Annotated in this window: 24 protein-coding genes and 1 tRNA gene; 13 read left to right on the top strand and 12 right to left on the bottom strand. The window is 45.3% G+C overall.

Annotated features, from left to right (window positions below):
• The 5 genes from VQ048_RS04795 to lepA all read left to right on the top strand — a co-directional run.
• The coding region (locus tag VQ048_RS04795; protein WP_327610556.1) for an integrase core domain-containing protein at positions 1–220 on the top strand (220 nt) is incomplete at its 5' end.
• A 317-nt stretch (positions 221–537) separates the two neighbouring features.
• Positions 538–855, top strand: coding sequence for a hypothetical protein (locus VQ048_RS04790; protein WP_327610555.1), 318 nt, complete (start codon positions 538–540; stop codon positions 853–855).
• A gap of 85 nt (positions 856–940) precedes the next feature.
• Positions 941–1,195, top strand: coding sequence for a 30S ribosomal protein S20 (rpsT, locus tag VQ048_RS04785; RefSeq protein WP_327610554.1), 255 nt, complete (start codon positions 941–943; stop codon positions 1,193–1,195).
• Positions 1,196–1,208: 13 nt separating this feature from the next.
• Positions 1,209–1,280, top strand: a tRNA-Glu gene (locus tag VQ048_RS04780).
• Positions 1,281–1,423: 143 nt separating this feature from the next.
• A complete protein-coding gene (gene lepA / locus VQ048_RS04775; RefSeq protein ID WP_327610553.1) occupies positions 1,424–3,220 on the top strand; it encodes a translation elongation factor 4 in 1,797 nt (598 codons plus the stop codon).
• A gap of 103 nt (positions 3,221–3,323) precedes the next feature.
• Here lepA and VQ048_RS04770 read toward each other — a convergent pair whose 3' ends face one another.
• The 5 genes from VQ048_RS04770 to VQ048_RS04750 all read right to left on the bottom strand — a co-directional run bounded on the left by VQ048_RS04770 (position 3,324) and on the right by VQ048_RS04750 (position 8,796).
• Positions 3,324–4,859, bottom strand: coding sequence for a YifB family Mg chelatase-like AAA ATPase (locus VQ048_RS04770; protein WP_327610552.1), 1,536 nt, complete (start codon positions 4,857–4,859; stop codon positions 3,324–3,326).
• A 67-nt stretch (positions 4,860–4,926) separates the two neighbouring features.
• On the bottom strand, positions 4,927–6,009 hold the full coding sequence (locus tag VQ048_RS04765; RefSeq protein WP_327610551.1) for a mannose-1-phosphate guanylyltransferase: 1,083 nt from the start codon (positions 6,007–6,009) through the stop codon (positions 4,927–4,929).
• Between the two features lie 6 nt (positions 6,010–6,015).
• Complete coding sequence (locus VQ048_RS04760) at positions 6,016–6,606, bottom strand: SprT-like domain-containing protein (protein ID WP_327610550.1); 591 nt, start codon at positions 6,604–6,606, stop codon at positions 6,016–6,018.
• 20 nt (positions 6,607–6,626) lie between these two features.
• The gene (locus tag VQ048_RS04755; protein ID WP_327610549.1) at positions 6,627–7,940 is read right to left on the bottom strand and encodes a TolC family protein; all 1,314 of its coding nucleotides are present in this window, start codon (positions 7,938–7,940) and stop codon (positions 6,627–6,629) included.
• Positions 7,941–8,007: 67 nt separating this feature from the next.
• Positions 8,008–8,796 carry a Rossmann-like and DUF2520 domain-containing protein gene (locus VQ048_RS04750; RefSeq protein ID WP_327610548.1) on the bottom strand — a complete coding sequence of 263 codons (789 nt, stop codon included), beginning with the start codon at positions 8,794–8,796 and terminating at the stop codon, positions 8,008–8,010.
• Positions 8,797–8,939: 143 nt separating this feature from the next.
• On the opposite strand from VQ048_RS04750, the gene VQ048_RS04745 reads away from it, so the two are divergent.
• From VQ048_RS04745 to VQ048_RS04735, 3 genes are read left to right on the top strand one after another with little or no spacing between them, the layout of a single operon-like run.
• Positions 8,940–9,491, top strand: coding sequence for an RNA polymerase sigma factor (locus VQ048_RS04745; protein ID WP_327610547.1), 552 nt, complete (start codon positions 8,940–8,942; stop codon positions 9,489–9,491).
• A gap of 24 nt (positions 9,492–9,515) precedes the next feature.
• Entirely contained in the window at positions 9,516–10,094 is a 579-nt protein-coding gene (locus VQ048_RS04740) for a hypothetical protein (protein WP_327610546.1), read from the top strand.
• Between the two features lie 12 nt (positions 10,095–10,106).
• The gene (locus tag VQ048_RS04735) at positions 10,107–10,676 is read left to right on the top strand and encodes a hypothetical protein (protein WP_327610545.1); all 570 of its coding nucleotides are present in this window, start codon (positions 10,107–10,109) and stop codon (positions 10,674–10,676) included.
• A 64-nt stretch (positions 10,677–10,740) separates the two neighbouring features.
• Here the strand turns inward: VQ048_RS04735 and VQ048_RS04730 are convergent, their stop codons facing one another.
• The 4 genes from VQ048_RS04730 to VQ048_RS04715 all read right to left on the bottom strand — a co-directional run bounded on the left by VQ048_RS04730 (position 10,741) and on the right by VQ048_RS04715 (position 16,508).
• Positions 10,741–11,709 carry an ROK family protein gene (locus VQ048_RS04730; protein WP_327610544.1) on the bottom strand — a complete coding sequence of 323 codons (969 nt, stop codon included), beginning with the start codon at positions 11,707–11,709 and terminating at the stop codon, positions 10,741–10,743.
• Positions 11,710–11,867: 158 nt separating this feature from the next.
• Positions 11,868–14,942, bottom strand: coding sequence for a preprotein translocase subunit SecA (secA, locus tag VQ048_RS04725; RefSeq protein WP_327610543.1), 3,075 nt, complete (start codon positions 14,940–14,942; stop codon positions 11,868–11,870).
• 142 nt (positions 14,943–15,084) lie between these two features.
• Positions 15,085–15,306, bottom strand: a complete 222-nt coding sequence (locus tag VQ048_RS04720) for a DUF2795 domain-containing protein (RefSeq protein ID WP_002662059.1) — start codon at positions 15,304–15,306, stop codon at positions 15,085–15,087.
• A gap of 146 nt (positions 15,307–15,452) precedes the next feature.
• Complete coding sequence (locus VQ048_RS04715; RefSeq protein WP_327610534.1) at positions 15,453–16,508, bottom strand: GDP-mannose 4,6-dehydratase; 1,056 nt, start codon at positions 16,506–16,508, stop codon at positions 15,453–15,455.
• Positions 16,509–16,596: 88 nt separating this feature from the next.
• On the opposite strand from VQ048_RS04715, the gene VQ048_RS04710 reads away from it, so the two are divergent.
• Both VQ048_RS04710 and VQ048_RS04705 read left to right on the top strand, forming a co-directional pair.
• A complete protein-coding gene (locus tag VQ048_RS04710) occupies positions 16,597–17,403 on the top strand; it encodes a DUF2797 domain-containing protein (RefSeq protein ID WP_327610533.1) in 807 nt (268 codons plus the stop codon).
• Between the two features lie 65 nt (positions 17,404–17,468).
• On the top strand, positions 17,469–20,105 hold the full coding sequence (locus VQ048_RS04705; protein WP_327610532.1) for an AsmA family protein: 2,637 nt from the start codon (positions 17,469–17,471) through the stop codon (positions 20,103–20,105).
• Positions 20,106–20,132: 27 nt separating this feature from the next.
• Here the strand turns inward: VQ048_RS04705 and VQ048_RS04700 are convergent, their stop codons facing one another.
• Positions 20,133–22,250, bottom strand: a complete 2,118-nt coding sequence (locus VQ048_RS04700) for a prolyl oligopeptidase family serine peptidase (RefSeq protein WP_327610531.1) — start codon at positions 22,248–22,250, stop codon at positions 20,133–20,135.
• 111 nt (positions 22,251–22,361) lie between these two features.
• Here VQ048_RS04700 and VQ048_RS04695 point away from each other — a divergent pair, with 111 nt between their 5' ends.
• On the top strand, positions 22,362–22,556 hold the full coding sequence (locus VQ048_RS04695) for a hypothetical protein (RefSeq protein ID WP_327610530.1): 195 nt from the start codon (positions 22,362–22,364) through the stop codon (positions 22,554–22,556).
• An 84-nt stretch (positions 22,557–22,640) separates the two neighbouring features.
• Here the strand turns inward: VQ048_RS04695 and VQ048_RS04690 are convergent, their stop codons facing one another.
• On the bottom strand, positions 22,641–23,189 hold the full coding sequence (locus VQ048_RS04690) for a hypothetical protein (RefSeq protein ID WP_327610529.1): 549 nt from the start codon (positions 23,187–23,189) through the stop codon (positions 22,641–22,643).
• A 150-nt stretch (positions 23,190–23,339) separates the two neighbouring features.
• Here VQ048_RS04690 and mnmA point away from each other — a divergent pair, with 150 nt between their 5' ends.
• Positions 23,340–24,527 (top strand): tRNA 2-thiouridine(34) synthase MnmA, encoded by a 1,188-nt coding sequence (gene mnmA / locus VQ048_RS04685; protein WP_327610528.1) that lies wholly within the window; start codon positions 23,340–23,342, stop codon positions 24,525–24,527.
• Here mnmA and VQ048_RS04680 read toward each other — a convergent pair.
• Entirely contained in the window at positions 24,524–25,741 is a 1,218-nt protein-coding gene (locus tag VQ048_RS04680) for a BaiN/RdsA family NAD(P)/FAD-dependent oxidoreductase (RefSeq protein WP_327610527.1), read from the bottom strand. The genes mnmA and VQ048_RS04680 overlap by 4 nt on opposite strands.
• Before the next feature lie 123 nt (positions 25,742–25,864).
• On the opposite strand from VQ048_RS04680, the gene VQ048_RS04675 reads away from it, so the two are divergent.
• Positions 25,865–26,374, top strand: coding sequence for an acyl-CoA thioesterase (locus tag VQ048_RS04675; protein ID WP_327610526.1), 510 nt, complete (start codon positions 25,865–25,867; stop codon positions 26,372–26,374).
• Positions 26,375–26,392 lie beyond the last annotated feature (18 nt).

Below are 26,392 nucleotides of genomic sequence, written 5' to 3'. Positions count from 1 at the left end.
TTCAACACTGGACGAAGTAAGAGAGGTAACCCATGAGTGGGTAGAAGATTACAACTACCATCGCCCGCATGATGCCCTGGGAGGCCTATCACCCGTGATGAGGAAAAATGGACAGCAAGCCCAGGCAAAAGCCAACGCTTTTCCTGACCATTTTTCCTCATCAGTTAACAACAATAACATCAGAAAACTAAAAGAAATTACTACTTTTGAACTGTACTGAAAATGGGGAGCCTACAACACACAGGGCTTCCCGCAATCTTGATTTTCGTGCTAAATCGTTTGCCTTGCTATTGCTTTACTAAATAAGCACGGTATTGTCGCTGATATAGACATTGAATGCGAAATACAATAATAAGTCGTTTCGCTGTCCCATCCGATTGTTGGTGAGGATTAACGCCTTTGTTTTCGTTATGATTTTTATGGATGGGGAATACGGTTGAGGGGGATTTGACGAAAAAGGTTTATTTTTGTGGAAAAGCATGAGGAGGTATTTTTTGAAAAGTTTTTTTCAAGTGTTTAGATCAAATCATAGTAGGCATGAGGGTTCTTAAGATACAGGAAGCGCAGTTGCTTTTGAAAAAGATATTAGCCAAACCCAAATTGTATCATCTTGTGGTGGATAATGAAGGTGTTAAGGGGTGTGATGACGAGGTGGCATTCAGGTTGCGAAGAGAGGGGGAAAGAGGTGTTTTTGAGGTGACTATAGACGAATATACTTTTACGAATAATACGGGGGAATGGCACAATGCGATTATTATGTTGGAAAATACCGTGCGTAAAATAGAGCGGGAGAAAGAACAGGAGTGTATTGATGGGGCTTTGGAGAAGCTTCGTCGGTATTTGGAGAAAGAATAGAAAAATAATTTTTAATTTTTTTTCATTAAAAATTTGGAAGTTTAGAAAAAAGTCATATCTTTGCACCCACAATTGAGAAACAATTATGGCAAATCATAAATCATCATTAAAGAGAATCAGACAGAACGCTGCTAGAAGACTGCGTAACAGGTATTATCACAAAACGGCTAGAACTGCGATGAAGGTTCTTAGAAACGAGGAGGATAAGGCTGTGGCTTCTGAGCAACTTCCTAAGGTGATTTCTTTGTTGGATAAGCTTGCTAAAAAGAATATCATTCATAAGAATAAAGCAGCTAACCTAAAGAGCAAGTTGACTAAGCACGTTAATAAATTAGCTTAGTTTTAGATACAGCGGCCCGTTCGTCTATCGGTTAGGACTCAAGATTTTCATTCTTGCAAGAGGGGTTCGATTCCCCTACGGGCTACTTTTGAAAGCTTTCACGATCGTGAAAGCTTTTTTATTTTTTACAAAAAAGATTGGAATTTTTAAAGGAGTCTCTGTTTTTTCGGATTGCTATTTCACGACGGGGCACTTTTTTTTATCTTTGCGGACTATTATATTGTATCGATGAAAAACATCAGAAATTTTTGCATTATTGCTCATATTGATCACGGAAAGTCTACTTTGGCGGATCGGTTGCTGGAATACACCAATACGGTGTCTCAGCGGGAGTTGCAGGCTCAGACTTTGGACGATATGGATTTGGAAAAAGAGCGGGGGATTACTATTAAATCTCATGCGATCCAAATGGATTATGAGTACAAGGGCGAAAAGTACATACTTAATCTTATTGATACGCCGGGACACGTGGATTTTTCTTACGAGGTTTCCCGTTCCATTGCGGCATGCGAAGGGGCTTTGCTGATTGTGGATGCGGCTCAGAGTATTCAGGCGCAGACAATTTCGAACCTTTATTTGGCTTTGGAGAACGACTTGGAAATTATTCCGATTCTCAATAAAATAGACCTTCCTTCGGCTAATCCTGAAGAGGTTACCGATGAAATTGTGAATCTTTTGGGTTGTGCACCGGAGGATGTGCTTCGTGTTTCCGGAAAAACCGGGGAAGGGGTTCACGAACTTTTGGAGCAGATAGTCGAGCGTATTCCGGCGCCTCAGGGGGATCCGAATGCGCCGCTTCAGGCCTTGATTTTTGACTCTGTTTTTAATCCTTTTCGTGGGATTGAAGCTTATTTTAAAGTGGTGAACGGAAGCATTAAAAAAGGACAGAAGGTCAAATTCATGGCGACGGAGAAAACCTATGACGCCGATGAGGTTGGGACGCTGAAACTCAAGCAGGCTCCCAAGCAGGAAATTGGTTGTGGGGATGTAGGGTATATTATTTCGGGGATTAAAGACGCTCGTGAAGTTAAAGTCGGGGATACGATTACCTCGGTGGAGCGTCCTGCAACGGCAGCCATTGAAGGTTTTGAAGAAGTGAAACCAATGGTTTTTGCAGGGATTTACCCGGTGGAGTCTGAAGATTTTGAAGAACTTCGGGTTTCATTGGAAAAATTGAGGCTTAACGATGCGTCATTGGTATTTGAGGCTGAGAGTTCTGCAGCTTTGGGCTTTGGGTTCCGATGCGGTTTCTTGGGGATGCTTCACATGGAGATTGTTCAGGAGCGTTTGGATCGGGAATTTGGGATGAACGTAATCACGACGGTGCCCAACGTATCGTACCATGGGTATTCTAAAAAGAACCCCGAGGATGCAATTTTAATCAATAACCCTTCGGAGATGATTGATCCGACCCTTTTGGACCGTGTGGAAGAGCCTTACATCAAGGCCTCTATTATCACGAAGTCGGATTTTGTGGGTTCGGTCATGACTCTTTGCATCGAGAAACGAGGGGAAATCGTGAATCAGAGCTATCTGACGTCCGACCGGGTGGAATTGGTCTTTAATATGCCGCTTTCCGAGGTGGTGTTTGATTTTTACGACCGATTGAAGTCGATTTCCAAGGGGTATGCTTCGTTTGATTATCATCCGATAGGTTTCCGGGCTTCTAAGCTGGTGAAAATGGATATCCTGATTAACGGGGACATGGTGGATGCACTTTCTTCGCTGATTCACCAAGATAATGCTTACGGTATTGGTAAAAAGATGTGTGAAAAACTTCGGGAACTGATTCCGAGACAGCAGTTTGATATTGCGGTTCAGGCAGCCCTTGGGACTAAGGTGATTGCAAGAGAAACGATTAAGGCGTTGCGTAAAGACGTGACGGCTAAGTGTTACGGTGGGGATATTTCCAGAAAACGAAAACTCTTGGAAAAGCAGAAGGAGGGAAAGAAGAAAATGAAGCAAATTGGCCGGGTGGAAGTGCCTCAGAGTGCTTTTATGGCGGTATTGAAACTGAACGATTAACGCTTTGTTAAACGGAGTTATAAGAAACGGAAAGGTTCGGACGAGATTATTGTCCGAACCTTTTTTTTAGGAGGTGGGGAATTTGGGGTTAAAATCTTTCGGATTAAGCGTTCCAAAACTCCCGATCCAGACTTCGGTATTGAATGGCTTCGGCAATATGTGGCGACAGGATGGCTTCGGCATTGTCCAAATCGGCAATGGTTCGGGCAACTTTTAAGATGCGGTCGTAGGCTCGGGCGGAAAGATTTAGTTTTTCCATGGCTCTTTTTATGAGGGCTTTGGCATTGGCGTCCAATTGGCAATAAGCGTCGAGCTCTTTGGGGCCCATTTGGGCGTTGTAATGGATGGGAAGATTTTGGTATCGGTGCGATTGTTTTTCTCTGGCTTTAAGGACGCGTTCTCGGATTTGTTGGCTGGTTTCGCCGGATTTTCGTTCGGTTAGTTGGTCAAAGTCAACTTTTGGAACTTCGATGTGAATGTCAATCCGATCCAAAAGAGGGCCGGAAATTTTATTCAGGTAGCGTTGCATTTCGGAGGGGGAAGACGTGTTGTTCGGGTCGTCGGGGAAGTAGCCGCTGGGGCTGGGGTTCATGGAGGCGACCAACATGAAGCTGGCCGGGTAGTTTACGGTGAATTTGGCTCGGGAAATGGTTACTTCCCGATCTTCGAGAGGTTGGCGCAGAACTTCCAATACTGTTCTTTTGAATTCGGGCATTTCGTCTAAGAAGAGGACTCCGTTATGGGCAAGGGATATTTCACCGGGCTGGGGATAGCTTCCTCCGCCTACCAGAGCCACATCGGAGATCGAATGGTGGGGATTTCGAAATGGGCGGGCGGTCATCAGGGAGGCTTCGGCGCCTATTTTTCCTGCCACGGAATGGATTTTAGTGGTTTCTAACGCTTCCTTTAGGGTCAGGGGAGGCAGGATGCTGGGGATTCTTTTGGCGAGCATGGTTTTTCCGCTTCCCGGAGGGCCGATAAGGATGATGTTATGCCCGCCTGCGGCAGCAACTTCCATGGCTCTTTTGGCGGTTTCTTGACCCTTAATTTCTGAAAAGTCAAAAGGGAAAGTATTTATTTTTTCCTGAAAAGCCTTTCGCGTGTCAATGGTTACTTGTTTGAGGGGGCGTCCTTCATGAAAGAACGCAATAACTTCTTTGATGTTTTCTGCGCCATACACCTCTAATGCGCTGACGATGGCAGCTTCTTTGGCATTTTGAATGGGCAGAATAATACCTTTGAAGCCGTCTTCTTTGGCTTTTATGGCAATGGGCAAAACGCCCTTGATGGGATGAAGGCTTCCGTCCAGAGAGAGTTCACCCATAATCAAATAATCGCCTATGGTAGAAGCTTCGATTTGTCCGGAGGCGGCGAGAATGCCTAAGGCGATGCTTAGGTCGTAGGCCGAACCTTCTTTTCTAAGGTCGGCTGGAGCCATATTGATTGTTATTTTTTTTCCAGGAACATGGTAGCCTACATTTTTTAGTGCGGCGGAGATTCTGTAGCTGGATTCCTTTATGGCATTGTCCGGTAATCCTACCAAGTGGTAACCTACGCCGCCCGTAGCGACATTCACTTCGATGGTAATTTTTTGTGCGGATACGCCGTAAAGGGCACTTCCGTAGATTTTAATCAGCATGGCGGTATTTTATATAATACCTTAAAAGTAATAAAAATTACGATAGGCCGGTAAATTAAAATCAGACTTACATGTAACGTTCGCCTTTCTTCAGATTTCGGAGATCCATCACGTAATCTTTGATGAGTTGGTCGTTATCCCGAGGGCAGATGAGTAGGGATTTATCCGTATCGACGATGATGTAATCTTTCAGTCCGTCGATAATGGCTGCTTTCTTTTTGTTTTTTAATCTTACGATATTGCCTTTAGCATTGTAGGTAAGGATGTTTTTGGAGTTTATGGCGTTGTTTTGCTCGTCTTTTTTGGCGTTTTGATAGACGGAAGTCCAAGTGCCTAAATCGCTCCATCCTAGATCGGCAGGGATAACGTAAACGTTTTGGGCTTTTTCCAAAATACCGTTGTCGATGGAAATCTTATTGACTTTGGGGTAAATAAGACCGATGCACTCCTTTTCTCTCAGAGAGTTGTATTCGCAGTAGCTGAATTGCTGAACCATTTCGGGTAAAAACGTATCGAAAGCTTTTAGAATAGACTGGGTGCTCCATACGAAAATGCCGGCATTCCAAAGAAAATCACCGCTTTCGAGGAAGGTTTTGGCAATTTCCAAAATAGGTTTTTCCGTAAAGGTTTTCACTTTGTGTACGTCGCCTTGTTCGGAACTCAGGTATTGGATGTAGCCGTAGCCTGTGTCGGGTCGGGTGGGCTTGATGCCCAAAGTAATCAGGTAATCTTCTTCGGCGATGAGTTGGAAGGCCAGGGTTATTTTTTCGATAAACCGCTGCTCTTTCAGAATCAGATGGTCGGCGGGAAGGACGACCATTTTGGCCTTAGGGTTTTCGGCTGCGATTTTGTTGGCCATGTAGAGGTTGCAAGCTGCGGTGTTTTTCATGGCTGGTTCGCCCACAATGTTGGCGGTTGGGATTTCGGGAAGCTGGGAGGTGCAGAGTTCAATGTACTCTTGGTTGGTAATGACGTAGATGTTTTCCGAGGGAATGAGTTGGCTGATGCGGTCGTAGGTTTGTTGAATCATGGTACGTCCGATTCCCAAAATATCTTGAAATTGCTTAGGGTATTTGGTGGTGCTCATTGGCCAAAAGCGGCTTCCGATACCGCCGGCCATAATAACGCAATAGTGATTTTTATCCAGCATGAAAATTTACTTTAGAGGTTTAACGGGGACGATGCTTTGAAAGACGTACGACTTGCCGTTATCAATATTTTTACAAAGATAATTCTTTTTCATTTTCCTTAGGAGTTGGTAGTTTTTTCGGTTATAGACAAACCGGGAGGCTTCGGGAAGATCTTTTACGAGTACAAAATCGGGAGGCAGGTCTTTTAATCGAAAATAGCTAACCAAATCGGGACTAGCCATGAAGTTGGCTTTGGGGGAAAGACTGAATTTTTTCAGAATCGGTCGCAGATCTTCCGGATAGAGGTATAGGCTTTCCACTATCATTTCTCCGAAAGTGGCCTTCCATTGGGAGCCATGTGGAGCAATGCGGTGCCCAAAGCGTTCAAAAGCAAGGAGGTGAGCCAGTTCGTGGGTAAGGACAAAAAAGAAAAGAAAAGGAGGCAGGGTGGCATTAATGGAAATCTGATGCGAGCGGTCTTCGAGTTGGCGATAATCGCCGAGTTTGCTTTGTCGCTCTTTGGTTATTTTGATGTGGAGCGGTCTTTGCCCGATCCACTTTTGGAGCAGGGGGAAAGTCTGCTCGGGCAGATATTTTTCTAATAAAAAGAAAGCCATGGGATTAACTAAAAAAGCGGCTATAACGCTAGGGGAATGCCGGCGTAGAAGTCGAGAAGTTTTAAACTAAAAAGATAGTTGTATTTGGCTTGTGCGGTGCTTCCTTGTGCATTGGCGTAATGATTTCGGGCGATATTGAGGTCGTAAATGGAGGTTCGTCCTGCAGCATAGCTTTTCTCGGCGAAATCCAGTGCCAATGCCGAACTTTTTTCTGCCTGAAGGGCGGCCAAATAATTTTCATAATGATTTTCGGTATCGAACTGGGCTTTTTGGATGTTTTGTTTTACTTCTTGTTTTTGTTGGAGAAGAGAATTTTTGGCGATGCTCTCGTTGATTTTGGCTTGTTCCACTTGGCGTTTGGTGATTCCTTTGTTGAATAGGGGGATGTTGGCTGAGATACCGACTTGCTGTCCGAAATTATTTTTGTATTGGTTTAGGAGGCGGGTATCGGTACTGCTGTTGAGATTGTTGAAATAAAAAGTACCCAGTCCCAGACTGCCCGAAATTACGGGATAAAAAGAGGTTTGGACGATTTCGGTTTGGGCTTCGGCTGCTTTTATCCTACTTTCGGCTGCTTTGATTTGGGGCAGTTGCCCGTAGGCGGTGCTGAGTGTATTTTCGGTAGAACGGAAAGGAGCGTCAACGGGCGCTTGAAGTGGAAGTTCCACGATGTCAAACGTTTTATAATTTTCCAATTGCAGGAGTTGTGCCAGGTTGAACAAACTCCGTCGGACATTGATTTCAGCGGTGTTAAGATTTTGTTTTTCCCTTGCGAGCGAAGCTTCGGCCTCGGCCAGTACGGTTTGGGCGGTGGTGCCGACTTGGGTGGTTATTTTTGCTCTTTGGTAGATTTTTTCGGCGTTTTCCATGGCGCTACGGCTGATTAGCGCTATTTCTTTATTCAGGAGAACGGCGAGGTATTCTTGGGCAATTTGCAGCGAGATGTTGTTTTTTATGGTTTCGATGTCGTATTGGGCGGCTTCAACTTCGTAGTCTGCTTTTCGGATGGTTTTCTCTATTCGCCCGTGGTTGTACAGGGGGACGCTGGCACTTATGTTGGCGTTGTTGCTGTAGGAGTCGTTTCGCTGGATGAAACTCCCGAATTGCTGTTGTCCGAAATTGGTATTGTGAGCAATACTTCCGCTGACGGCGGGGAGTTTTTCACGTTTGGCAATTTCCAGATTTTTATCTTGCAGTTGTTTGTTGTAGGTGGTGTTAAGGATTTGAAGGTTGTTTTTGGAGGCGTACTCCACGCATTGCTCAAGGGTCCATTTGGATTGGGAATAAGCCGTAGACAACACCAAACACCAACAAATTATCAAGAATCTTTTCATGGGAAACGTTTGCTGGATTAGACGAGAAAGAATGCTTTTTGTTACAAGGGGGAGATTTCGGTTTTTCTTATTCTTTGGAGAGGCTTTGGTTTGAATTGCTTTTTGAGGGGGCGTGCATTTCGATGATGGCTTTGTTCATGGTTTCGTAGATTCTTTTTTGAGCCTCGTTTTGGAGAAGGGTCCGATGCAAGGCGATTACTTTTTGATCGTTTCTTACGGCGGGGCCGGTTTGGGCTTTTTTGGGCGAAAGGGTATGAATTTTTCCGACGGTTTCTTCAATTAGGGGAAGAAGGAAGTCGAAGGGGATGTTTTGGGTATCGAGTAGTTCTTTGGCTCGGGCAAAGAGATGATTGGCGAAATTACAAGCGAACACGGCGGCCAAGTGGAGGTAGCGGCGTTGATGGTAGTTAGTGATGAGAACTTTATCGGAAAAGCGGTGGGCGAGTTCCGAGAGCAGGTTTTGGTCTTCGGGGGCATCTGCTTCGATGAAGACCGGGATGTTTTGATAATCGAGAGGTTTATGTTTAGAGAAGGTTTGCAGAGGGTAAAAGGAAGCCTTTCGGTAAGTGCCGGAAAGAATTTCTTTCGGAAGGGAGCCGGAAGTGTGGGCCACTAGCGCATTAGGATTTTTTATTTGGGTGGAAACTTCTTCTACGGCATTATCGCTAACGCATATCAGGTAGAGGTCGGCTTTTTCCAATTTTTCCGTGGAGAACGGGAATCCGGTTTCTTCGGCGATGGCTCTGAGGGTTTGAGGATTACGGCCGAAAAGCTGTTTTACGTTGATGCCGTTGCTTGCGAAGTTTTTTGCCATATGGTAGGCCACGTGGCCCGATCCGATGATAATGATTTCCATTGTGCAAAGATAAATAATAAAAGTATAGGCGGTTTTTGATGGTTTTTCATGATATTTGCTTAGGTTTCAAAAAAATAAAAAGCAGGGAAGGGGTTCCATTTAACCTTTACTTGATTTTTTTATCCAACCAACGAGAGTATCCAATGAAGAACAAAGACGCGGAAATTATTTCGATGATGGCTGAAGAGCGCACCCGTGACAACGGGCTTCGGGCGATGATGGATGCTTATCAAAGCAGGCTTTATTGGCATATTCGGCGTTTGGTGGTGGTGCATGATAACGCGCAGGATGTTTTGCAGGATACTTTTATTAAGGCTTATCAGAATTTTCATCAGTTTAAGCAGGACAGCCAGCTTTACACTTGGTTGTATCGAATTGCCACCAATGAGGCGTTGCAATGGCTCAATAAGAATAAAAAAATGCTAAAAGCGGATGGCGATGCGGAGCATTACATGCAGAATTTGGTTGCTTCCAATGCCTCGTCGGATGCGGATGAAATCCAAATCTTATTGCAGCAGGCGATTCAGGCTTTGCCGGAGAAGCAGCGGTTGGTTTTTACACTTCGGTATTATGACGAACTTTCTTATGACGAACTCAGTAAACTGCTGGAGATGTCGGTGGGAACTCTTAAAACCAACTATCACTATGCGAAAAGTAAAATAGAGGATTATATCAGGACTCATTATGAAAAGTAAACTCTCTCAGGACTCATGAAAAAAATGGATAATTTGGATATAGACAAGTGGAAACGCGAGCGTATTTATGACGTTCCGGAAGGTTTTTTTGATGAAATGCAGCGTCGTGTTTTGGATCGTGTTTCGCACGAGGCTTCTTCGGGCGGTGCGATTGTGCCGATGCATTCGGGTGGACGATCTCGCTTTTCTGGTTACCGTTGGTGGGCTGTGGCGGCTTCTGTGGTTTTGATTTGTGCTTTGGGATTGTGGTATGGGATTGGCTTTAGGGCTTCGGAGGAGAAGACGATGGATTCTTCTTTTGTTGCCTTGCCGTTGGAGGATCAGGGGGGAGATTGGATTTCGAAGCGTCCGACGGTTGGGCGTGAAGAGGAGGCGGAAGAGAGAAAAGAACAAGCGGCTGAGGGGGACCGATTGGAGCCTAAGAGGGAAGAAGTAATGGTGGCTTCAGCGGAGAAAAACGTAACGGTAGCTTCTCCGAAAGCAGCTGCCGTAAAAGGAAGTCGGGAGTCGGTGGATCAGATTTTGGCCTCGTTGAATAAGGCAGAATTAACGGAGATGGCTAAAGAGGCAGAAATGGATGTTTATTTGGATTTATTTAATTGAAAAAGAGAAAAAATGAGAGTAATTGTATTGGGTGTTTTGATGGCTGTTTTTCCTGTTTTGGCGGGTGCTCAGGTTCAGTTGGGATTGGATTGGCAAAAGGCGGGGTCTGCTGAGCGTAAGGAGATGATGAAGAAAATGAGCCCTGAAGAAAAGAGAGAAATCTTGAAACAATTTAGGGAGAACATGATGTTGGAGGAACTACAGATTCAGGAGCGGGACAGAGAGGTTTTTAGGGGGTTATACGGAGAGTATCAGGATTCTCAGCGGCGGATTAAAGATCGTTTTTCCAAGGATTTTAACCCCGATGAGTTGACGGAAGCCGAAGCAAAAACGAAACTGGAAGAGAGTTTTTCTTTAGGTCAGGCTCTTTTGGATCACCGAAGAGAATATGCTCGGAAAATGGAGGCGTTGGTAGGTTCTAAAAAAGTGCTTAAAATGTTCCAAAACGAATGGAAAATGCGGGACCGAATGATGGATCGGCGTATGGAGATGCATGGGGAAGGCGAGAAAGGGAAAGGTTATCCTCCAAAGTATTCGGGAAACAAGAACGAAGGGGAGGAATACAATCGAATGAAGCCTTAAATGTGAGAATTAATCAATCATAAATAAAAAAAACATCCTCTTTTGAGGATGTTTTTTTAGGGTTTTACTTTTCCCAAACGAGGGCGCTTGCGCCGAGAATTGCAGCGTCAGCTTCATCCAATTCGCTGAAAACCAACGCCACTTTCCCTCGGAATATGGGCAAAAGGTTTCTTTCCATGTGGAGTTTGGCGGGTTTTAAGATAAAATCGCCGGCTTTGATGACGCCTCCGAAGAGTAAAATGGCTTCAGGAGACGAGAACATGACGAAATTAGCCAAGGCTTCGCCCAGTTTTTGACCCGTGTAACGGAAGACTTCAATGGCGGTGGGATCCCCTTTCAGTGCACATTCGTGAACGGTTTTCGAGTTGATGTCTTCTTCGGCGAATTCGTTGAGCATGGATTCTGGAAATTCCGCACGCATTTTTTTTGCCGTGATAGCGATGCCCGTGGCCGAAGCGTAGGCTTCTAAACTTCCTTCCGATCCTGTGCTCCAGTGTTTTCTGCCGTTGGGTTTAACGATGGTATGGCCGAGCTCTCCGGCAAAACCGTCATGACCATAGACGAGATTTCCTCCGGCTACGATTCCGCTGCCAACCCCCGTCCCTAAGGTGATCATGATGAAATCCTTCATTCCGCGTGCTGCACCGTATTGCATTTCGCCTAAGGCGGCGGCATTGGCGTCATTGGTAATTTTGCAAGGAAGTCCGAATTTTTCGGTCATCAGTTTTGCGAAGGGAATTACGCCTTTCCATTTTAGGTTGGGAGCGTGCTCGATGGTGCCACTGTAATAATTGGCATTTGGCGCGCCGACTCCGATACCTTCCAAGGTTTTGTCCTTGCAGGTTTCCTCAATGAGAGGGGTTAGTGTTTTATGTAATTCGTCGAGGTAATCTTCTACTTTTTCAAAACGATCGGTTTTTATGGAACCTTTTGCCAAAATATCGCCTCGGTGGTTAACCAGTCCGAATTTGGTGTTGGTGCCACCTACATCAATACCTAACGCCACTTGTTTTGATAAATCTTTTAGTGCCATGTTCAGATAATTAGAGCCTAAAATTAGTAAAAATAAGTGGCTTTTTCGCTATGGTTTTTTTGATTTATGAGAAGAGTCAGCGAAAATTTTCGATGAAAACAATAAAAAACTTCTCCCGAAAAGGAGAAGTTTTTTGGGGTTATAAAAATAAGTTTTGATTAAGCCGGAATTTCGCCTTTGTATAGGAACGAAATGGCTTCCCTGTTAATTTTGTCTACCATTTCGCTGAACAGGTAGAATGATTCTTGTTTGTAGATGACCAGCGGATCTTTCTGCTCATAAACGGCCCCTTGGGAAGAACGTCTCAAGTCGTCCATTTCGCGAAGGTGGGTTTTCCAATTGTCGTCGATAATGGAAAGCGTGATGTTTTTCTCGAAGTCGTCCACCAAGCTTTGGCAACGGGTTTCGTAGGCCTCTTTCAGGTCGGTTACGATGGTCATCGTTTTGACCCCGTCGGAGAAAGGCACTTGAATCATCTTGAACATGGCGCCTTGGTTTTGATAAACATTCTCGATGATAGGGAAGGCTTTTTCTTTCAATAACTCCAAACGATTCTTGTAATCCTCCTGCGCTGCTTGGAAAACGATCTGAGTGAGTTCTGCAGCGGTTTTGTTCTTGAATTCGCTTTCGGATACCGGCGACTCCATGGTGAAGGTTTTGATGACTTCGTATTCAAAATCCTTGAAATTTCCATCGACTTTCCCTTGGTTCACAATAGCTTGGGAAACGTCGTAAATCATGTTGGAAATATCGTATTTCAGATGATCGCCAAAGAGTGCGTTTTTCCTTCTTTTGTATATAACGTCTCTTTGTTTGTTCATCACATCGTCGTATTCCAATAACCGTTTACGGATTCCGAAATTATTTTCTTCGACTTTTTTCTGAGCTCTTTCAATGGAACGGGTAATCATCGAATGCTGGATGACTTCGCCTTCTTTGTGTCCCATGCGGTCCATCATTTTGGCAATACGCTCCGACCCGAAAAGCCGCATAAGGTTATCCTCCAAAGAAACGTAGAATTGAGAACTTCCGGGATCTCCCTGACGTCCTGCCCGTCCTCTCAACTGGCGGTCTACCCTTCTTGAGTCATGACGCTCGGTACCGATGATGGCCAAACCTCCGGCTTCTTTTACGCCTTCTCTCAGTTTAATATCGGTTCCCCGTCCGGCCATGTTGGTGGCGATGGTTACCTGCCCCGGTCTTCCGGCTTCGGCAACAATTTCTGCCTCTTTTTTATGGAGTTTGGCGTTGAGTACCTGATGCGAAATTTTTCTCAGTTGCAACGCTTTGGACAGAAGCTGGGAAATCTCGACAGAAGTCGTTCCTACCAATACGGGTCTTCCAGCGGCCGTTAGTCTTTCGATTTCTTCGATCACCGCATTGTATTTCTCCCGATTGGTTTTATAAACTAAATCTTGGCGGTCGTCTCTTTGAATAGGACGGTTGGTCGGAATTACGACGACATCCAATTTGTAAATTTCCCAAAGTTCTCCGGCTTCGGTTTCGGCCGTACCGGTCATCCCTGCCAACTTGTTATACATACGGAAGTAGTTTTGCAAGGTAATGGTGGCAAAGGTTTGGGTGGCAGCTTCTATTTTTACGTTTTCTTTAGCTTCGATGGCTTGGTGGAGACCGTCAGAGTAGCGTCGGCCTTCCATAATACGGCCGGTTTGTTCGTCCACGATTTTCACTTCACCGTCAATCACAACGTATTCGTCGTCTTTTTCGAAAAGGGTATAGGCCTTTAAAAGCTGGTTCAGGGTATGGATCCGTTCGGATTTTTCCGCAAAATTACGGAATAGTTCCTCCTTTTGAGCGAACTCCTCCTCTTTGGAAAGGTTTTTGGCTTCCAGTTCCGCAACTTCGGTGGCAATGTCTTGAAGAACGAAAAATTCTTTGTCCTCATTGCCGGCAGAGAGGTATTCCACCCCTTTATCGGTCAAGTCGATTTGGTTGTTCTTTTCGTCAATTACGAAGTACAAATCTTGATCGACGATAGGCATATCCCTATTGTTATCCTGCATGTATTGGGCTTCCACCTTTTGAAGCAAGGCTTTGTTCCCCGTTTCCGATAGGAATTTGATGAGCGGTCGAGATTTTGGTAGTCCTCTGTAGGCTTGCAGGAGTTTGAATCCTCCTTCTTTGGTTTTTCCTGAAGCAATGAGCTTCTTGGCTTCGTTGAAAATTTGCGAAACCGTTTTCTTTTGAACCTCCACGATGCGATCCACCGAAGGTCTTAAAAGGTCAAATTCCTGACGGTCGCCCTGAGGAACAGGCCCTGAAATAATGAGAGGGGTTCTGGCATCATCCACCAAAACGGAGTCCACCTCATCGACAATGGCGAAATTGAGTTCGCGCTGAACGAGTTCCGTTGGTGAGGTTACCATATTATCCCGAAGGTAATCGAACCCGAATTCGTTATTGGTTCCGTAGGTGATGTCGGAATTGTAGGCTTTTCTTCTGCCGTCGGAATTCGGTTGGTGGTTGTCGATACAATCGATGGAAAGACCATGGAATTGGTATAGCGGCCCCATCCACGCCGAGTCTCTTCGAGCCAAATAGTCGTTAACGGTAACCACGTGTACACCTCTTCCGGGGAGGGCATTAAGGTAAATCGGTAAGGTCCCTACGAGGGTTTTTCCTTCTCCGGTCGCCATCTCGGCAATTTTACCGCTGTGGAGAACCACCCCGCCTATGAACTGGACGTCGTAATGAACCATGTCCCAAACCACTTCTGTCCCGTGAGCGTTCCAACGGTTTTTCCAAACGGCTTCTTCTCCTTGGATTTCAACAAAATCTTTGCCTGCGGCTGCCAATTGGTGATCCCACTCGGTTGCCTTTACGCGGATTTCTCCGTTTTTCGCCCATCTTTTAGAGGTTTCTTTGATTAGGGCAAAAGCTTCAGGGAGAATATCGGTAAGGATTTTTTCCTCGATGTTGTACGAGTTTTTCTTCAGTTCCTCGATTTTGGAAAACAGTGCCTCTTTTTCGTCGATATTGGAGGTTGTTTTTATCTTTTCGCGGATTTCTTCAATCTGCGAAGTGATGGAGGCAGTAGCCGTTTTTAGTTTTTCTTTAAACGCATTGGTCTTCTCTCTCAGGTCATTATCGGAGAGTTTTTCGATTTCCGGCTCAACCGCCTTGATTTTTGCTACTACTTTTTTTACTTCTTTCAGGTCTTTGGCATTTTTATCGCCGAGAAACCCTTTTAGAACTTTGTCTAAGAAACTCATATTCGTTGTTTACTTCTCGCTTGGGACTTTGTACCCGTACTGATTTAAAATAATGCGGTGTCCGGCTTTGGCCGGAAACGACTCGCAAGGTTTACTTTACTTAATATAAAATGAGCCGTCGGCCGGAGCCGACAGCTGGGTTTTAGTATTCGTCTTCGTTCCAGAGGAAATCCTCATCGGTAGGATAATCACTCCACACTTCTTCGATAGACTCGTAGATTTCACCTTCATCTTCAATGGCTTGGAGGTTTTCTACGACTTCCATAGGCGCACCTGTTCTAATGGCATAGTCGATAAGTTCTGCCTTGGTCATCGGCCAAGGAGCATCGCTTAAATAGGAAGCTAATTCTAATGTCCAATACATAGCTTTAACGTATTTTAATGTTTTGCAAAAGTATAAAATTAGGCGGGAAAAAAAACTTTTTTCAACCTGACTTTCAATTCTTTTTAGTAATTCTTTTTTTGCCCTTTTGGGGCTTGTTTAAGAGGGTAGGCCGTGCAGAGACTTTTTTAGGCGTTTTTTGCCGGATTACCGTCTGATTTTCTGTTTCTCAAAAACCATTCCACAAATTTTTTTATGCCATTTTGGAAGGACGTCTTGGGTTGATACTGAACCAATGTTTTCGCCTTCGAGATGTCGGCATTGGTTTTTTGGACGTCTCCGGGCTGCATGGGAAGAGATTCTCTCTTGGCTGTTTTGTTTAGGTTTTTTTCAATGGTCGAGACCATGGTGTTGAGGTTAACAACTTCGTTTTCGCCAAGATTTAGGATTTCGTACACGTTGTGGTGGGATTCCAAATAAGCCGAAGCTTTAAGGATGCCGTCTATGATGTCTTCGATATAGGTGTAGTCCCTTGCGGTAGAACCGTCGCCGTAGAACGGAATGGAGGTGTCTTCGTAAATTCGTTTTGTGAATTTGTGTATGGCGAGATCCGGTCTTTGACGCGGGCCATAGACCGTGAAAAAGCGGAGTTGGATCATGTCGATACCATAGAGATGATGGTACACGTGTCCGAGAATTTCACCGCATTTTTTTGTGGCGGCATAGGGGGAAATCGGGCGGTCTACGTTATCGGTCTCGGTAAAGGGGATTTTTTCGTTGTTGCCGTAAACGCTTGAGGAAGAAGCGATAACGCATTTTTTGATGCCGTGGATTTTGCATAGCTCCCATAGGTTCATGGTGCCTCGTATATTGACTTCTTCGTAGTCTAAAGGCCTCTCAATGGAGGGACGAACACCGGCCAGTGCGGCTAAATGAACCACCATGTCAATGGGATTTTGTTCGAAAACGGTTTTTAAGCCTTCTTTATCCCGAATGTCGATAGGGTAGAGTTTGTAATTTTCGGGCAAGGTGCTTTCGGTAAGTCTTGCGATGTCGGACGTTTTGTCTTTAAATTCGAAATCGTTTTTTTTACCCAAAGAATCGAGGGTGTTGGAAATTTTGATTTTGTAATCGTAAAAATCGTCAAAATTGTCAATGTTAATGACAGAATGTCCGTTTTTTAACAAGGCTTCCACCAGATGAGAGCCGATAAAGCCGCTTCCTCCCGTTACGAGATAGTGCATACCGAATGTTTTTCAAATCCGTTGCAAATTTAATTAAATTAGTTTTTGCAGAGGGGATTTTGTATTTTTACCCTCTAAAATATTTCCCATGCGATTCGAAGGACAACTTTTAAAAATGACTACCCAATTGGCGGAACCTATCCGGTATTATCTTAATCTTTCGGGGGATTTGCTTTCTGTGAATCAGTTGATAGGAAAAAAAATAACACTGAGGCATCTAGGGTATCAGTGTGTGGAATGTGGCAGTGATGAGAAGGTTTTTCGTATGGGGTTCTGTAAAAAATGCTTTTTTGAGAGTCCTTATGCCAGCGAAACGATTATCCGCCCTGAACTTTCTCGGGCGCATTTGGACGAGGAAGAGAGAGATATCGAGGTGGAACGGGAGATTCAGTTGCAGCCGCACGTTGTGTACTTGGCTTATACGGGAGATGTGAAAGTGGGAGTTACTCGGGAGCGTCAAGTCCCGACCCGTTGGATTGATCAGGGGGCGACTTTTGCCCTTCCGATTGCCCGTACCGAAAACCGATATGAGGCAGGGATGATTGAGGTGGCTCTCAAGCAGTATCTTCCCGATAAAACGAACTACCGTAAGATGTTGGAAGATGATTTTGAAGGCGCTATGGATTTGGAGGATTTTAGGGAGAAAATCAAAACGTATTTTCCTGAGGATTATCGGCATTTTTACAAGGATACGGCGGAGGTTGTAAAATTGGATTATCCCTATGAGGCTTTCGGGAAAATCACTTCGTTTACATTGGATAAGAAACCCGAATTTTCGGGTGTTCTTCGGGGGATTAAGGGGCAATATTTAGCTTTTGAAGGCGGTTTGGTTATGAATGTGCGCGGGCACGAGGGGTATGTGGTGGCTTTGGAGGTTTCGGCGTCTTCGGTGTAGCTATCCTGATAGAAGTCCGTTAAATTATGTAACGTTCTGTTTCTGTCGGAATCTATTTTTGTAGTATGAATAAATGGCTCAAAATCGGATTGGTCGCACTGGTGTCTTTGGCGGCGGTTTTTGCTTTCGGCAATGCGATTCTTAATGTATGGCTGCAGAATTGGCTTCCGGGGTATGTGCGTAACCATACCGATTATCGGGTGGCTTACGATTCCTTTTCGGTGGAGTTGGCTTCGGGGTGTATTAGGGCTACGGGCTTGAAGGTTGAAACCGAAAAACGGAGTAGCGATGAGGTGGTTGCAATAGAAGGAACGGTAGATACTTTGACTATTGGCGGTATTGGTCTTTGGGATGCTGTTTTTAACCAAAAGGTGAGTCCTTCGGCATTGGTATTGGCAGAGCCTAAACTGACGATTACCCTTCCTCGTCCGAAGGCTGAAAAAACAGGAAAAAAAGAGCCTGTGGCTTTTGGGGAAGTTGCGATTAAAAGAGGAACGATTGTTCTTAATAGGCATAATGGGAGTCGTTTTTTGTCGGTTCGGGATTTGGATTTGTCGGTTCGGGATTTCAGTCTTACCGAGCAGGGGGTGGAAAACCGTCTTCCGGTTGTCTTCGATGAGTATAGCATTCGCGGGAAATCGTTTTTCTTTCGTTCGGACAACGTCTATGCTTTTACGGCGTCAGAGATTCGTACGGATGGCGAACAGATGCAGATTTTGGATTTTAGGATGATTCCGCTGCTCAGCCATAAACAGTTTATGCGGTATTATCCCGCCAAGCGTAATTTGTTTGAGGTGCGTGCGGAGCAGATGCGTTTTAAAGGGCTTCGTTTGAAGGATAATCGTTTGGCCTTTTCTCGGGTGGATTTTATTTCTCCGGATGTTTCCATGTATACGACGTTGGCGAGGCCGGAGAAGAAAAAGAAGAGTTTTGGTTATGTGGTGGATTTGGAGGATTTACTTTTTGAAAAAGCCAAACTTCGAATTTTCAAGCCGGACGGTTCGGTTTTATTTTCGGCGGGGGATCTGAAGCTGAAGGCCAGTCGTTTGAAAATGGATGACGAAACGGCTAAAGGGAGTATTCCTTTTGCGTATGGCGATTTTAGCGTTGTGGGTCGAAATTTTTATTATAAAGGGCTGGGGGAATCCGTAAGGCTCGGGGCAGCGGTCGTGGGGCCTTCTTCGGCGGAACTTCGTCGTTTGGCGGTGGCGGCTCCGTTTTCCAAGGATTTGAAGATTGAAAAAATAGCACTGAAAGTCCACGATTGGGGGTTGGTTGAAAGCAAGTTTAAGCTCAATGCTAAAAGTCTTTTGGTGGATGGAGTTTCCGGCGAGTTGAATTTTCCGGCGGTGTCAAAAAATAAACGTTCGTCTAACAAGGGGGCGTTTGTTTACCTGTTGAAAATCGGTGAAGTGAAGGTTGATCGTGTTAAGTTGGCTTTACGCAAAGCTGGGGCGCATCGGTCGGTGGAAGATTTGTCGGTTCGTTTGAAAGACTTGGAGGTGAATGAAAAAACGCTTACTCAGGCTCTTCCTTTCAGCGTTTCGGATTACTTGCTTTCGGTTCGTCGTTTCAGACAGCGGGCGGGGGCCGTTTATGGGTTGGATGTGGAACAGATGCGGTTGGAGCCTTCTCGGATTCAAATCGGGGGAATGGTGCTCCGTCCTCTTGTTAGCCGTTCCCAATTTGTGAAAATGATTCCTACCGAAAGAGATTTATACGATTTAAAAATCCGTCGGATGGAGGTTAAAGGGCGTTGGGATTTGTTTTCGAAGCAGCCGGGGGTTAATGCCGAAAAAGTGTTGATCACGGGGTTGGATGCCAATGTTTTTCGCAGTAAGCTTCCGCCGGATGATGAACGTGTTAAACCCATGTATTCCGAGCTATTGCGCGACTTAGATTTTCCTCTTTTTGTGGCTGATACCGAAATTAAGGACTCCAAATTGGTTTACGAAGAAGACACGGAAAAAAGCGACGGTCCGGGGAAATTGCTATTCGATGCACTTTCTATTCGGGTGAAGGATTTGCACTCGGGGAAAGTGAAAAAAGGTAAAATTCCTATTACGGTTTCCTCTCGGTTTATGGGCGTTTCACCTATGAATGTTTTGTGGGTTCTCGACACGGGGAGTTCTAAGGATGCCTTTTCGATTAAGGGTTCTATTGTCGATTTGCCGGCTTCGGGGATTAATCCTTTTGTGGAACCCTATTTGAAAATTAGAACCTCGGGGTATATTCATCGTTTGGATTTTGATTTTCAAGGGGACAAGAAGGGTATTAACGGTCGGACAAAGATAAGCCATAAGGACTTAAAAGTGGCTATTCTAAAGCAGGACGGGGAACGTAACAAATTGCTTTCCACGGTAGCCAATTGGTTTGTAAAAACCAATGCTTATTCGGAAGATGCGGACATCGGACAGGTGGATCGGGACAAGACCAAATCGTTTTTTAATCTGCTTTGGCAAGGGTTACAGTCGGGACTTAAAAAGACATTGATTGGCGGAGGTTCGGAAAAAACGGAGCAAGGTGTTCGTAAAGCGGTGGAAGCGGTCAAAAACACGGCTGAACAAATAAAGGAAAACGTGCAGAGTGTGGTTGCGCCAGAGACAGATTCCACAACGGCGGCAAAAAAATCCTCTTCTAAACCTCGAAAAGGCTTGCGTGCTTTTTTTCGTAAAAAGAAAACCGCCTCATCGGAAAAATGAGGCGGTGGTAAGCGATGAGGTTTCGCTTTATTTTTTGTTCAGACTTCGGATTCCCATTTCGTAGAGGGCAAAACTCAAGAGATCGGCATTTTCTCCGATGACTTGGTCGGTGCTTCGTCCTGCGCCGTGCCCTGCATTGGTTTCGATTCTGATGAGGGTTGGGTTTTGGCAGGATTGTTTCTCTTGCAGTTCGGCTCCGAATTTAAAGGAGTGTGCGGGCACCACGCGATCGTCATGGTCGCTGGTGATGATCATGGTGGAAGGATAGCAAACGCCTTTTTTCACTTGATGTACCGGCGAGTAGGAATAGAGGTATTCGAACATTTCCTTGCTGTCTTCGGCGGTTCCGTAGTCGTACGCCCAGCCGGCTCCGGCGGTGAATTTGTTGTATCTCAGTATATCCAATACACCCACTCCGGGGAAGGCCACTTTGGCTAAGTCGGGGTGCATGGTCATTGTGGCACCCACCAGCAGTCCGCCGTTGGAACGGCCGGAAAGAGCCATGTATTCTGGAGAAGTGTAACCGTTGTTTTGGAGGTATTCTCCTGCGGCAATGAAGTCTTCAAAAACATTTTTTTTCTGCATTTTGGTTCCTGCGTCATGCCATTTTTTTCCGTATTCGCCTCCGCCTCGGATGTTGGGGACGGCGTAGATGCCTCCATTATCCATCCAAACGGCATTAACAACCGAGAAAGAAGGGGTTAGTGAGATGTTGAACCCTCCGTAAGAGTATAGGATGGTAGGGTTTTTACCGTCTTTTTTCAATCCTTTTTTATAGGAAATCATCATCGGTATTTTGGTGCCGTCCTTAGAGGTGAAAAAGACTTGTTCGGAGACATAATCTTCCGGATTGAATTTTACTTTCGGACGATTGTAAACTTCGGATTTTCCGGTTTCCACGTTGTATTTGTAGGTGGTGCCTGGGGTTACGTAGTTGCTGAAAGAATAATAGATTTCCTTTTCGGTGTTTTTTCCTGAAAACCCACTGGCAGTCCCTTTTCCGGGGAGAGCAATTTCTCGGATGAGTTTTCCGTCGTAATCCAGCTGGCGTACATAGGATACGGCATCTTTCATGTACTTGGCAAAAAGGTAGCCGCCGCCGGTGGAAACGGTGAGTACGTTTTCGGCTTCCGGGATTACGTCTTCCCATACCGTGGGATTGGAGATGGAGGTTTTGACCAACTTGGTATTTGGTGCGTTTTTATCCGTGGTGAGGTAAATGGTATCGCCTTTGGAGTCTACAAAATCGGTGTTGTAATCGTACCCTTTCTGTATGGCGATAAAGCCGGCGTTAGGATTTTTTGTGTCTTTAATGTAGAGTTCGTTGCCATTGGTAGCGACAGCAGCGCTTAGGATTTGGTAGCGTTCGTCGTCGGAAACGCCCAAACTCATGTATCGTCTTTTGAAGTTTTCCCCGCCGATGATAAGCTGGTCGTCCTGAGCTTTGGTGCCGAGTTTATGAAAATAAACTTTATGGGTGTCGGTTAGTCCGGAGAGTAGGCTGCCTTCCTTTGGCTGGTCGTATTTGGAGTAGAAGAAACCTTCGTCGCCTAACCAGGAAGCGCCGCTGAACTTGGACACAATGGGCTCGTCCAATATTTTTTTGGATACGGCGTCCATGATGATGATTTTATTCCAGTCGGATCCGCCTTCGGAGATGGAGTAAGCCACGAGGGTTCCTTTTTTGTTGAATGCTACACCCGAGAGGGACGTGGTTCCTTTTTCGGAAAACTTGTTGGGATCCAGAAAAACTTCCGTGTGTCCGTTTTTGTCGGTTCGATAAAGTACGGACTGGGCCTGTAGTCCGTCGTTTTTGTAGAAGTAGGTGTAGTCGCCTCTTTTAAACGGTGCTGAGATTTTTTCGTAATTCCAAATTTCCTTTAATTCCTGACGGATGGCTTCCCGGAAGGGGATTTGGCTCAGATAATCTTTGGTGAAGGCGACTTGGCGTTGCACCCAGTCTTTGGTGTCTTCGGCGCGATCGTCTTCCAGCCACCGGTAAGGGTCGCTAACGCTTGTTCCGAAATAGAGGTCTTTATGATCGACTTTTTTGGTCTCGGGATAATGGTTTTTTGTCATGTTTTGCGAGGCGCAGGAGGTTAGGAAAGCGGCTCCTGCGGATAAAACTAAATGTTTAAACGTCATAGAAATTTCAATTTTTCCAAAGTTAAAGAAAATTTTAACAAAAATTAAAACAAGGAGCAAGGAGAAGGGAATGTTCTTTGCTTCTATAAAGTCAAAAAGAAATAGACCGTTATGAGAAACGAAAAGAAGATTATTATTGCTTCGGGACTGGGTTTTTTGGCGGCGACGGGGCTTTTTTTTCTAAGCCGCTTACTGTGCTCCCGAGGTCGTTACGAGGAGGCTTATTACGAAGATCATCATTATCATTTTCCTGAACCCAAAGCGATGGAAGAGCACCATGGTGTGGAATATTTAGCGCTGAGATAATTGGTGGAGTTCAGATTTGTTTTTTAATAGGAAGGCGGTCGGGTTAATAAACCTCGACCGCCTTTGGCTTTTGTTGGAAGAGAGCTATAAGCCGTAGACGATGCCCACGTTGGGCACGAAAGCTCCTCTAAACACAGATTGATCTCTTTTGTAGAGGAGGTTGTACATTCCTCCAATTTGCATGTAGGCTCGTCCTCCTATGCGTTGCATGTAGCCTGCGCCAAGGTAGAGTGCGGCTTCATCGTTGCTGTATTTTGAGTTTGTGAGTTTGTTTTTTTGGTTGAAAAAATAATGCTGATACATCCCGCTGAGATAGAAACTACGGTCGAAATAGTAATTGACAAAAGGACCGATGCCTGCCATGGTGGAGGAAGCGTATTTGGCGTTTTGCCAAGTGAGATTTCCGGCTATACCGGTCTCGAGGTTTTCGGTTGCCATATACCCTAGGCGGGGCATGAGGTATACGGTGGTTCCTCCCCAGTTGTTGCCGAAGGAGCCTCCCAATCCGGCGTATCCTCCGACTGTCCATCGGGAATTTTCTCCGCCGATTTGGGCGGAAGGAAGACGGGGTCCGATTTGGGCGTTTACGAGTAGGGTTGCCGTCAGGCCTACCAGGGCGAGTTGTTTTTTCATTGTTGGAGTTAAAGGGTTTAATGTTGATGCATGCAGCTAAATCTGTACCATTTGGTGAGGAGGCTATGGGAATAGCTTGAAAGTTGTACCTTTGCCACTGCAATGCCCTTTCCAATTAAGGGCTTTTTTAAACCATCAAATGTAGAAAACATGAAAATTGTCGTAGGGCTTTCCGGCGGGGTGGACTCGTCTGTGGCGGCTTACCTGCTCCAGCAACAGGGGCATGAAGTCATTGGTCTTTTTATGAGAAATTGGAATGATGCTTCCGTGACTTTGGAGGACGAATGCCCTTGGATTGAGGACAGTAATGATGCTTTGATGGTGGCTCAGAAGCTCGGGATTCCTTTTCAGGTGATTGACATGAGCGATTTGTATAAGGAGCGAATTGTCGATTATATGTTTTCGGAGTATGAAAAAGGCCGAACACCCAATCCCGACGTGCTTTGTAATCGGGAGGTGAAATTTGATGTGTTTTTGGAAACGGCGCTTTCTTTGGGAGCGGATAAGGTGGCCACGGGGCATTATGCAAGGGTGGAAGCCTTTTCGGATGAGCGAGGACAGGAGGTGTATCGTCTTTTGGCGGGAAAAGATGCCAATAAGGATCAAAGTTATTTTTTGTGTCAGCTTAGTCAGAAGCAGCTTTCTAAGGCTCTGTTTCCGATAGGTGAGCTTACTAAGCTTGAGGTCAGAGCAATTGCCAAGCAATTGGGGTTGGTGACGGCGGAGAAGAAAGATTCCCAAGGGTTGTGCTTTATTGGTAAGGTGAGTCTTCCCGAGTTTCTGAAGCAGCAACTAAAACCTAAAGAGGGTGAAATTGTCGAAATCTTCAGGGATTTTGAGGCGTTTTCCAAACCGATGCCTGAGTTTGAAACCAAGGAGCAGGAGCTGGCTTATAAAGCTTCAAAAATCAGGTACAAAAGAGAAGACGGAAAGGTTATCGGCAAGCATCAGGGGGCGCAGTATTATACCATTGGCCAAAGTAAAGGTTTGGGAATTGGGGGGCATAAGGAAAGCTGTTTTATCGTGTCCAGAGATATGTCTCAGAATCTTTTATTTGTGGGTGAGGGGCATTCGTTTCCGGGGCTGTACCGTTCGGCGTTGAAAATTGAGCGTGAGGACGTTCATTGGGTTCGGGAAGATTTGCGTTTGGCGAATGGGCAGTGTAAGGAGGTTATGGCCCGCATAAGGTATCGCCAACCGTTGGAAAAAGCGGTTTTGTATCAGTTTGAAGAGGCGTTGTATATCGAATTTGAAACGCCCCAATCGGCGATTGCGGAGGGGCAGTTCGCAGCGTGGTATGACGGGGACGAACTTTTGGGGAGTGGGGTGATTGCCTAATTTTCCGTTTTTCCGTTAAGGTCTTGGGCGATGAGCCAGGCTTCACTCCAGCAGGCTTGGAAGTTAAACCCTCCCGTCACGGCATCGATATTGAGGACTTCTCCGGCAATGTAGAAATTGTCCAGAATTTTGGAGGCCATGGTTTTGAAATTAATTTCCTTTAGTTCCACACCGCCGGCGGTTACGAATTCTTCTTTGAATGTGGATTTTCCGGTTACGGTAAATCTTTTCCGGCAAAGGTTTTTCAGTAGGGATTGTTTTTCTTTTTTGTCTATTTGGGCCAAGGGTTTATTGGGGTTTACCTCCGAAATTTCCAAGAGTTTATTCCAAAACCGATTGGTTAGGCCGTAGATTTTGGCTTGGCCGATTGTTTTTTTAGGGTGTTTTTCGCGGTAATCTTCCCAAAGGGTCTCGGCTTGGGCTTCGGTTTGAGAAATAAAATTTACTTCGATTTCGAATCGGTAATTGACGGCGGCCAAATTTAAGGCTTGCCAAGCGGATAGTTTCAATATGGCTGGGCCGGAAAGTCCCCAGTGGGTGATGAGTAAAGGCCCGCTTTCCTCGGCTTTGAATTGCGGGAGGTTGATTTCGGCGTGCTCAAAACTGGTGCCGGATAGTCCTTCCAGTAAGGGGTCTTTGATGTTGAAGGTGAAAAGCGAGGGGACGCCGTCCACAATGCGATGGCCCAGTGTTTTGAGTATGTTGAGGGATTTTGGAGAGCTACCGGTTGTGAAGACAATGATATCGGCGTGATAATGGGTTTGATTGGTTTCTATGCGGTAGTTGTTTTCTTCTTTTAGGATGGCTTTTACGGTGGTTTTGGGTCTGATATCGAATTTCTTCTTTTCGACTTCTTTCAGAAAAGCATCGATGATGGTTTGCGAAGAATTGCTTTCGGGGAATAGCCGCTGATCTTTTTCGATTTTAAGGGTGACGTTTCTTTCTTCAAACCAAGCCATGGTATCGCCGGGTTGAAATTTGGAAAACACGCTGATGAGTTCTTTGTTTCCTCGGGGGTAAAATCGGGCGAGTTCCATCGGATCGAAACAGGCGTGAGAGACGTTGCACCGTCCGCCTCCGGAGATTTTTACTTTTTGCAGGACGTTGCTGTTTTGTTCCAAAATGGTAACGTGGTATTTGTTTTCGTCCAAATTGGCTGCGGTAAAAAAGCCGGCTGCACCGCCGCCGATAATGATGACTTGTTTTTTTTGCATGAGGTTGGGTGTTGTAATCGAGAGGCGGCTCTCGGTCGTTGAGGGGCAAAAATACGATTTTTTAAAACCATGTTTAATCCGTATTTTTGGCGGCAAAATATTTAAGCGTAAATTTTACTTGTAATGTCAGTCTACTATCATCCGTTTGAGGTGCGTTGGAGCGATATTGATGCCAACCGCCATCTTGCTAACTCCACCTATGTGGAATATTGTGCCCAAACCCGAATGGCGTTTATGGAGAAGCATAAGATCGGTCTTTCGGCTCTTCATCGTTGGGGGATTGGTCCGGTTGTTTTGCACGAGAGGTATTCTTTTTTCAAAGAGATATACCATGGGCAGAAGGTTTATGTCGGGGTTGAAATTAGCGGATTATCGGAAGATGGTGGGATTTACCGTTTTTTACATAAGTTTTATTTGGAAGATGGTACGCATTGCGCAACGGCTGAGGCTACGGGTGTTTGGATTGATATGATGCTTCGCAAATCGACTACACCGCCACAGGATATTATGGAGATTATCGAGAGGTATCAATCCGAAGATCGGGCGATTTTAACGAAGGAGGATCTTAGGAACCTTCCTTTTCGTCCTGAAAACTTGGAGGCTGGTTTTTGGGGATCGGGAGAAGAAAATTGATTTTTTAAAAACGTAAAA

The sequence above is a fragment of the Bergeyella anatis genome, from assembly GCF_036016955.1.
GTDB lineage: Bacteria > Bacteroidota > Bacteroidia > Flavobacteriales > Weeksellaceae > JAYWXI01.
This window is presented reverse-complemented; position numbering and strand designations above follow the sequence as displayed.

What these genes read in the sequence shown, in the direction of transcription:
- VQ048_RS04740 (WP_327610546.1), top strand. Translation starts at nt 9,516, where the DNA reads ATGGATAATTTGGATATAGACAAGTGGAAACGCGAGCGTATTTATGAC.
- mnmA (WP_327610528.1), top strand. Translation starts at nt 23,340, where the DNA reads ATGAAAATTGTCGTAGGGCTTTCCGGCGGGGTGGACTCGTCTGTGGCG.
- rpsT (WP_327610554.1), top strand. Translation starts at nt 941, where the DNA reads ATGGCAAATCATAAATCATCATTAAAGAGAATCAGACAGAACGCTGCT.
- VQ048_RS04715 (WP_327610534.1), bottom strand. Translation starts at nt 16,508, where the DNA reads ATGCACTATCTCGTAACGGGAGGAAGCGGCTTTATCGGCTCTCATCTG.
- VQ048_RS04790 (WP_327610555.1), top strand. Translation starts at nt 538, where the DNA reads ATGAGGGTTCTTAAGATACAGGAAGCGCAGTTGCTTTTGAAAAAGATA.
- secA (WP_327610543.1), bottom strand. Translation starts at nt 14,942, where the DNA reads ATGAGTTTCTTAGACAAAGTTCTAAAAGGGTTTCTCGGCGATAAAAAT.
- VQ048_RS04765 (WP_327610551.1), bottom strand. Translation starts at nt 6,009, where the DNA reads ATGCTGGATAAAAATCACTATTGCGTTATTATGGCCGGCGGTATCGGA.
- VQ048_RS04730 (WP_327610544.1), bottom strand. Translation starts at nt 11,709, where the DNA reads ATGGCACTAAAAGATTTATCAAAACAAGTGGCGTTAGGTATTGATGTA.
- VQ048_RS04710 (WP_327610533.1), top strand. Translation starts at nt 16,597, where the DNA reads ATGCGATTCGAAGGACAACTTTTAAAAATGACTACCCAATTGGCGGAA.
- VQ048_RS04735 (WP_327610545.1), top strand. Translation starts at nt 10,107, where the DNA reads ATGAGAGTAATTGTATTGGGTGTTTTGATGGCTGTTTTTCCTGTTTTG.
- VQ048_RS04680 (WP_327610527.1), bottom strand. Translation starts at nt 25,741, where the DNA reads ATGCAAAAAAAACAAGTCATCATTATCGGCGGCGGTGCAGCCGGCTTT.
- VQ048_RS04690 (WP_327610529.1), bottom strand. Translation starts at nt 23,189, where the DNA reads ATGAAAAAACAACTCGCCCTGGTAGGCCTGACGGCAACCCTACTCGTA.
- VQ048_RS04770 (WP_327610552.1), bottom strand. Translation starts at nt 4,859, where the DNA reads ATGCTGATTAAAATCTACGGAAGTGCCCTTTACGGCGTATCCGCACAA.
- VQ048_RS04695 (WP_327610530.1), top strand. Translation starts at nt 22,362, where the DNA reads ATGAGAAACGAAAAGAAGATTATTATTGCTTCGGGACTGGGTTTTTTG.
- lepA (WP_327610553.1), top strand. Translation starts at nt 1,424, where the DNA reads ATGAAAAACATCAGAAATTTTTGCATTATTGCTCATATTGATCACGGA.
- VQ048_RS04700 (WP_327610531.1), bottom strand. Translation starts at nt 22,250, where the DNA reads ATGACGTTTAAACATTTAGTTTTATCCGCAGGAGCCGCTTTCCTAACC.
- VQ048_RS04755 (WP_327610549.1), bottom strand. Translation starts at nt 7,940, where the DNA reads ATGAAAAGATTCTTGATAATTTGTTGGTGTTTGGTGTTGTCTACGGCT.
- VQ048_RS04705 (WP_327610532.1), top strand. Translation starts at nt 17,469, where the DNA reads ATGAATAAATGGCTCAAAATCGGATTGGTCGCACTGGTGTCTTTGGCG.
- VQ048_RS04760 (WP_327610550.1), bottom strand. Translation starts at nt 6,606, where the DNA reads ATGGCTTTCTTTTTATTAGAAAAATATCTGCCCGAGCAGACTTTCCCC.
- VQ048_RS04720 (WP_002662059.1), bottom strand. Translation starts at nt 15,306, where the DNA reads ATGTATTGGACATTAGAATTAGCTTCCTATTTAAGCGATGCTCCTTGG.
- VQ048_RS04675 (WP_327610526.1), top strand. Translation starts at nt 25,865, where the DNA reads ATGTCAGTCTACTATCATCCGTTTGAGGTGCGTTGGAGCGATATTGAT.
- VQ048_RS04750 (WP_327610548.1), bottom strand. Translation starts at nt 8,796, where the DNA reads ATGGAAATCATTATCATCGGATCGGGCCACGTGGCCTACCATATGGCA.
- VQ048_RS04745 (WP_327610547.1), top strand. Translation starts at nt 8,940, where the DNA reads ATGAAGAACAAAGACGCGGAAATTATTTCGATGATGGCTGAAGAGCGC.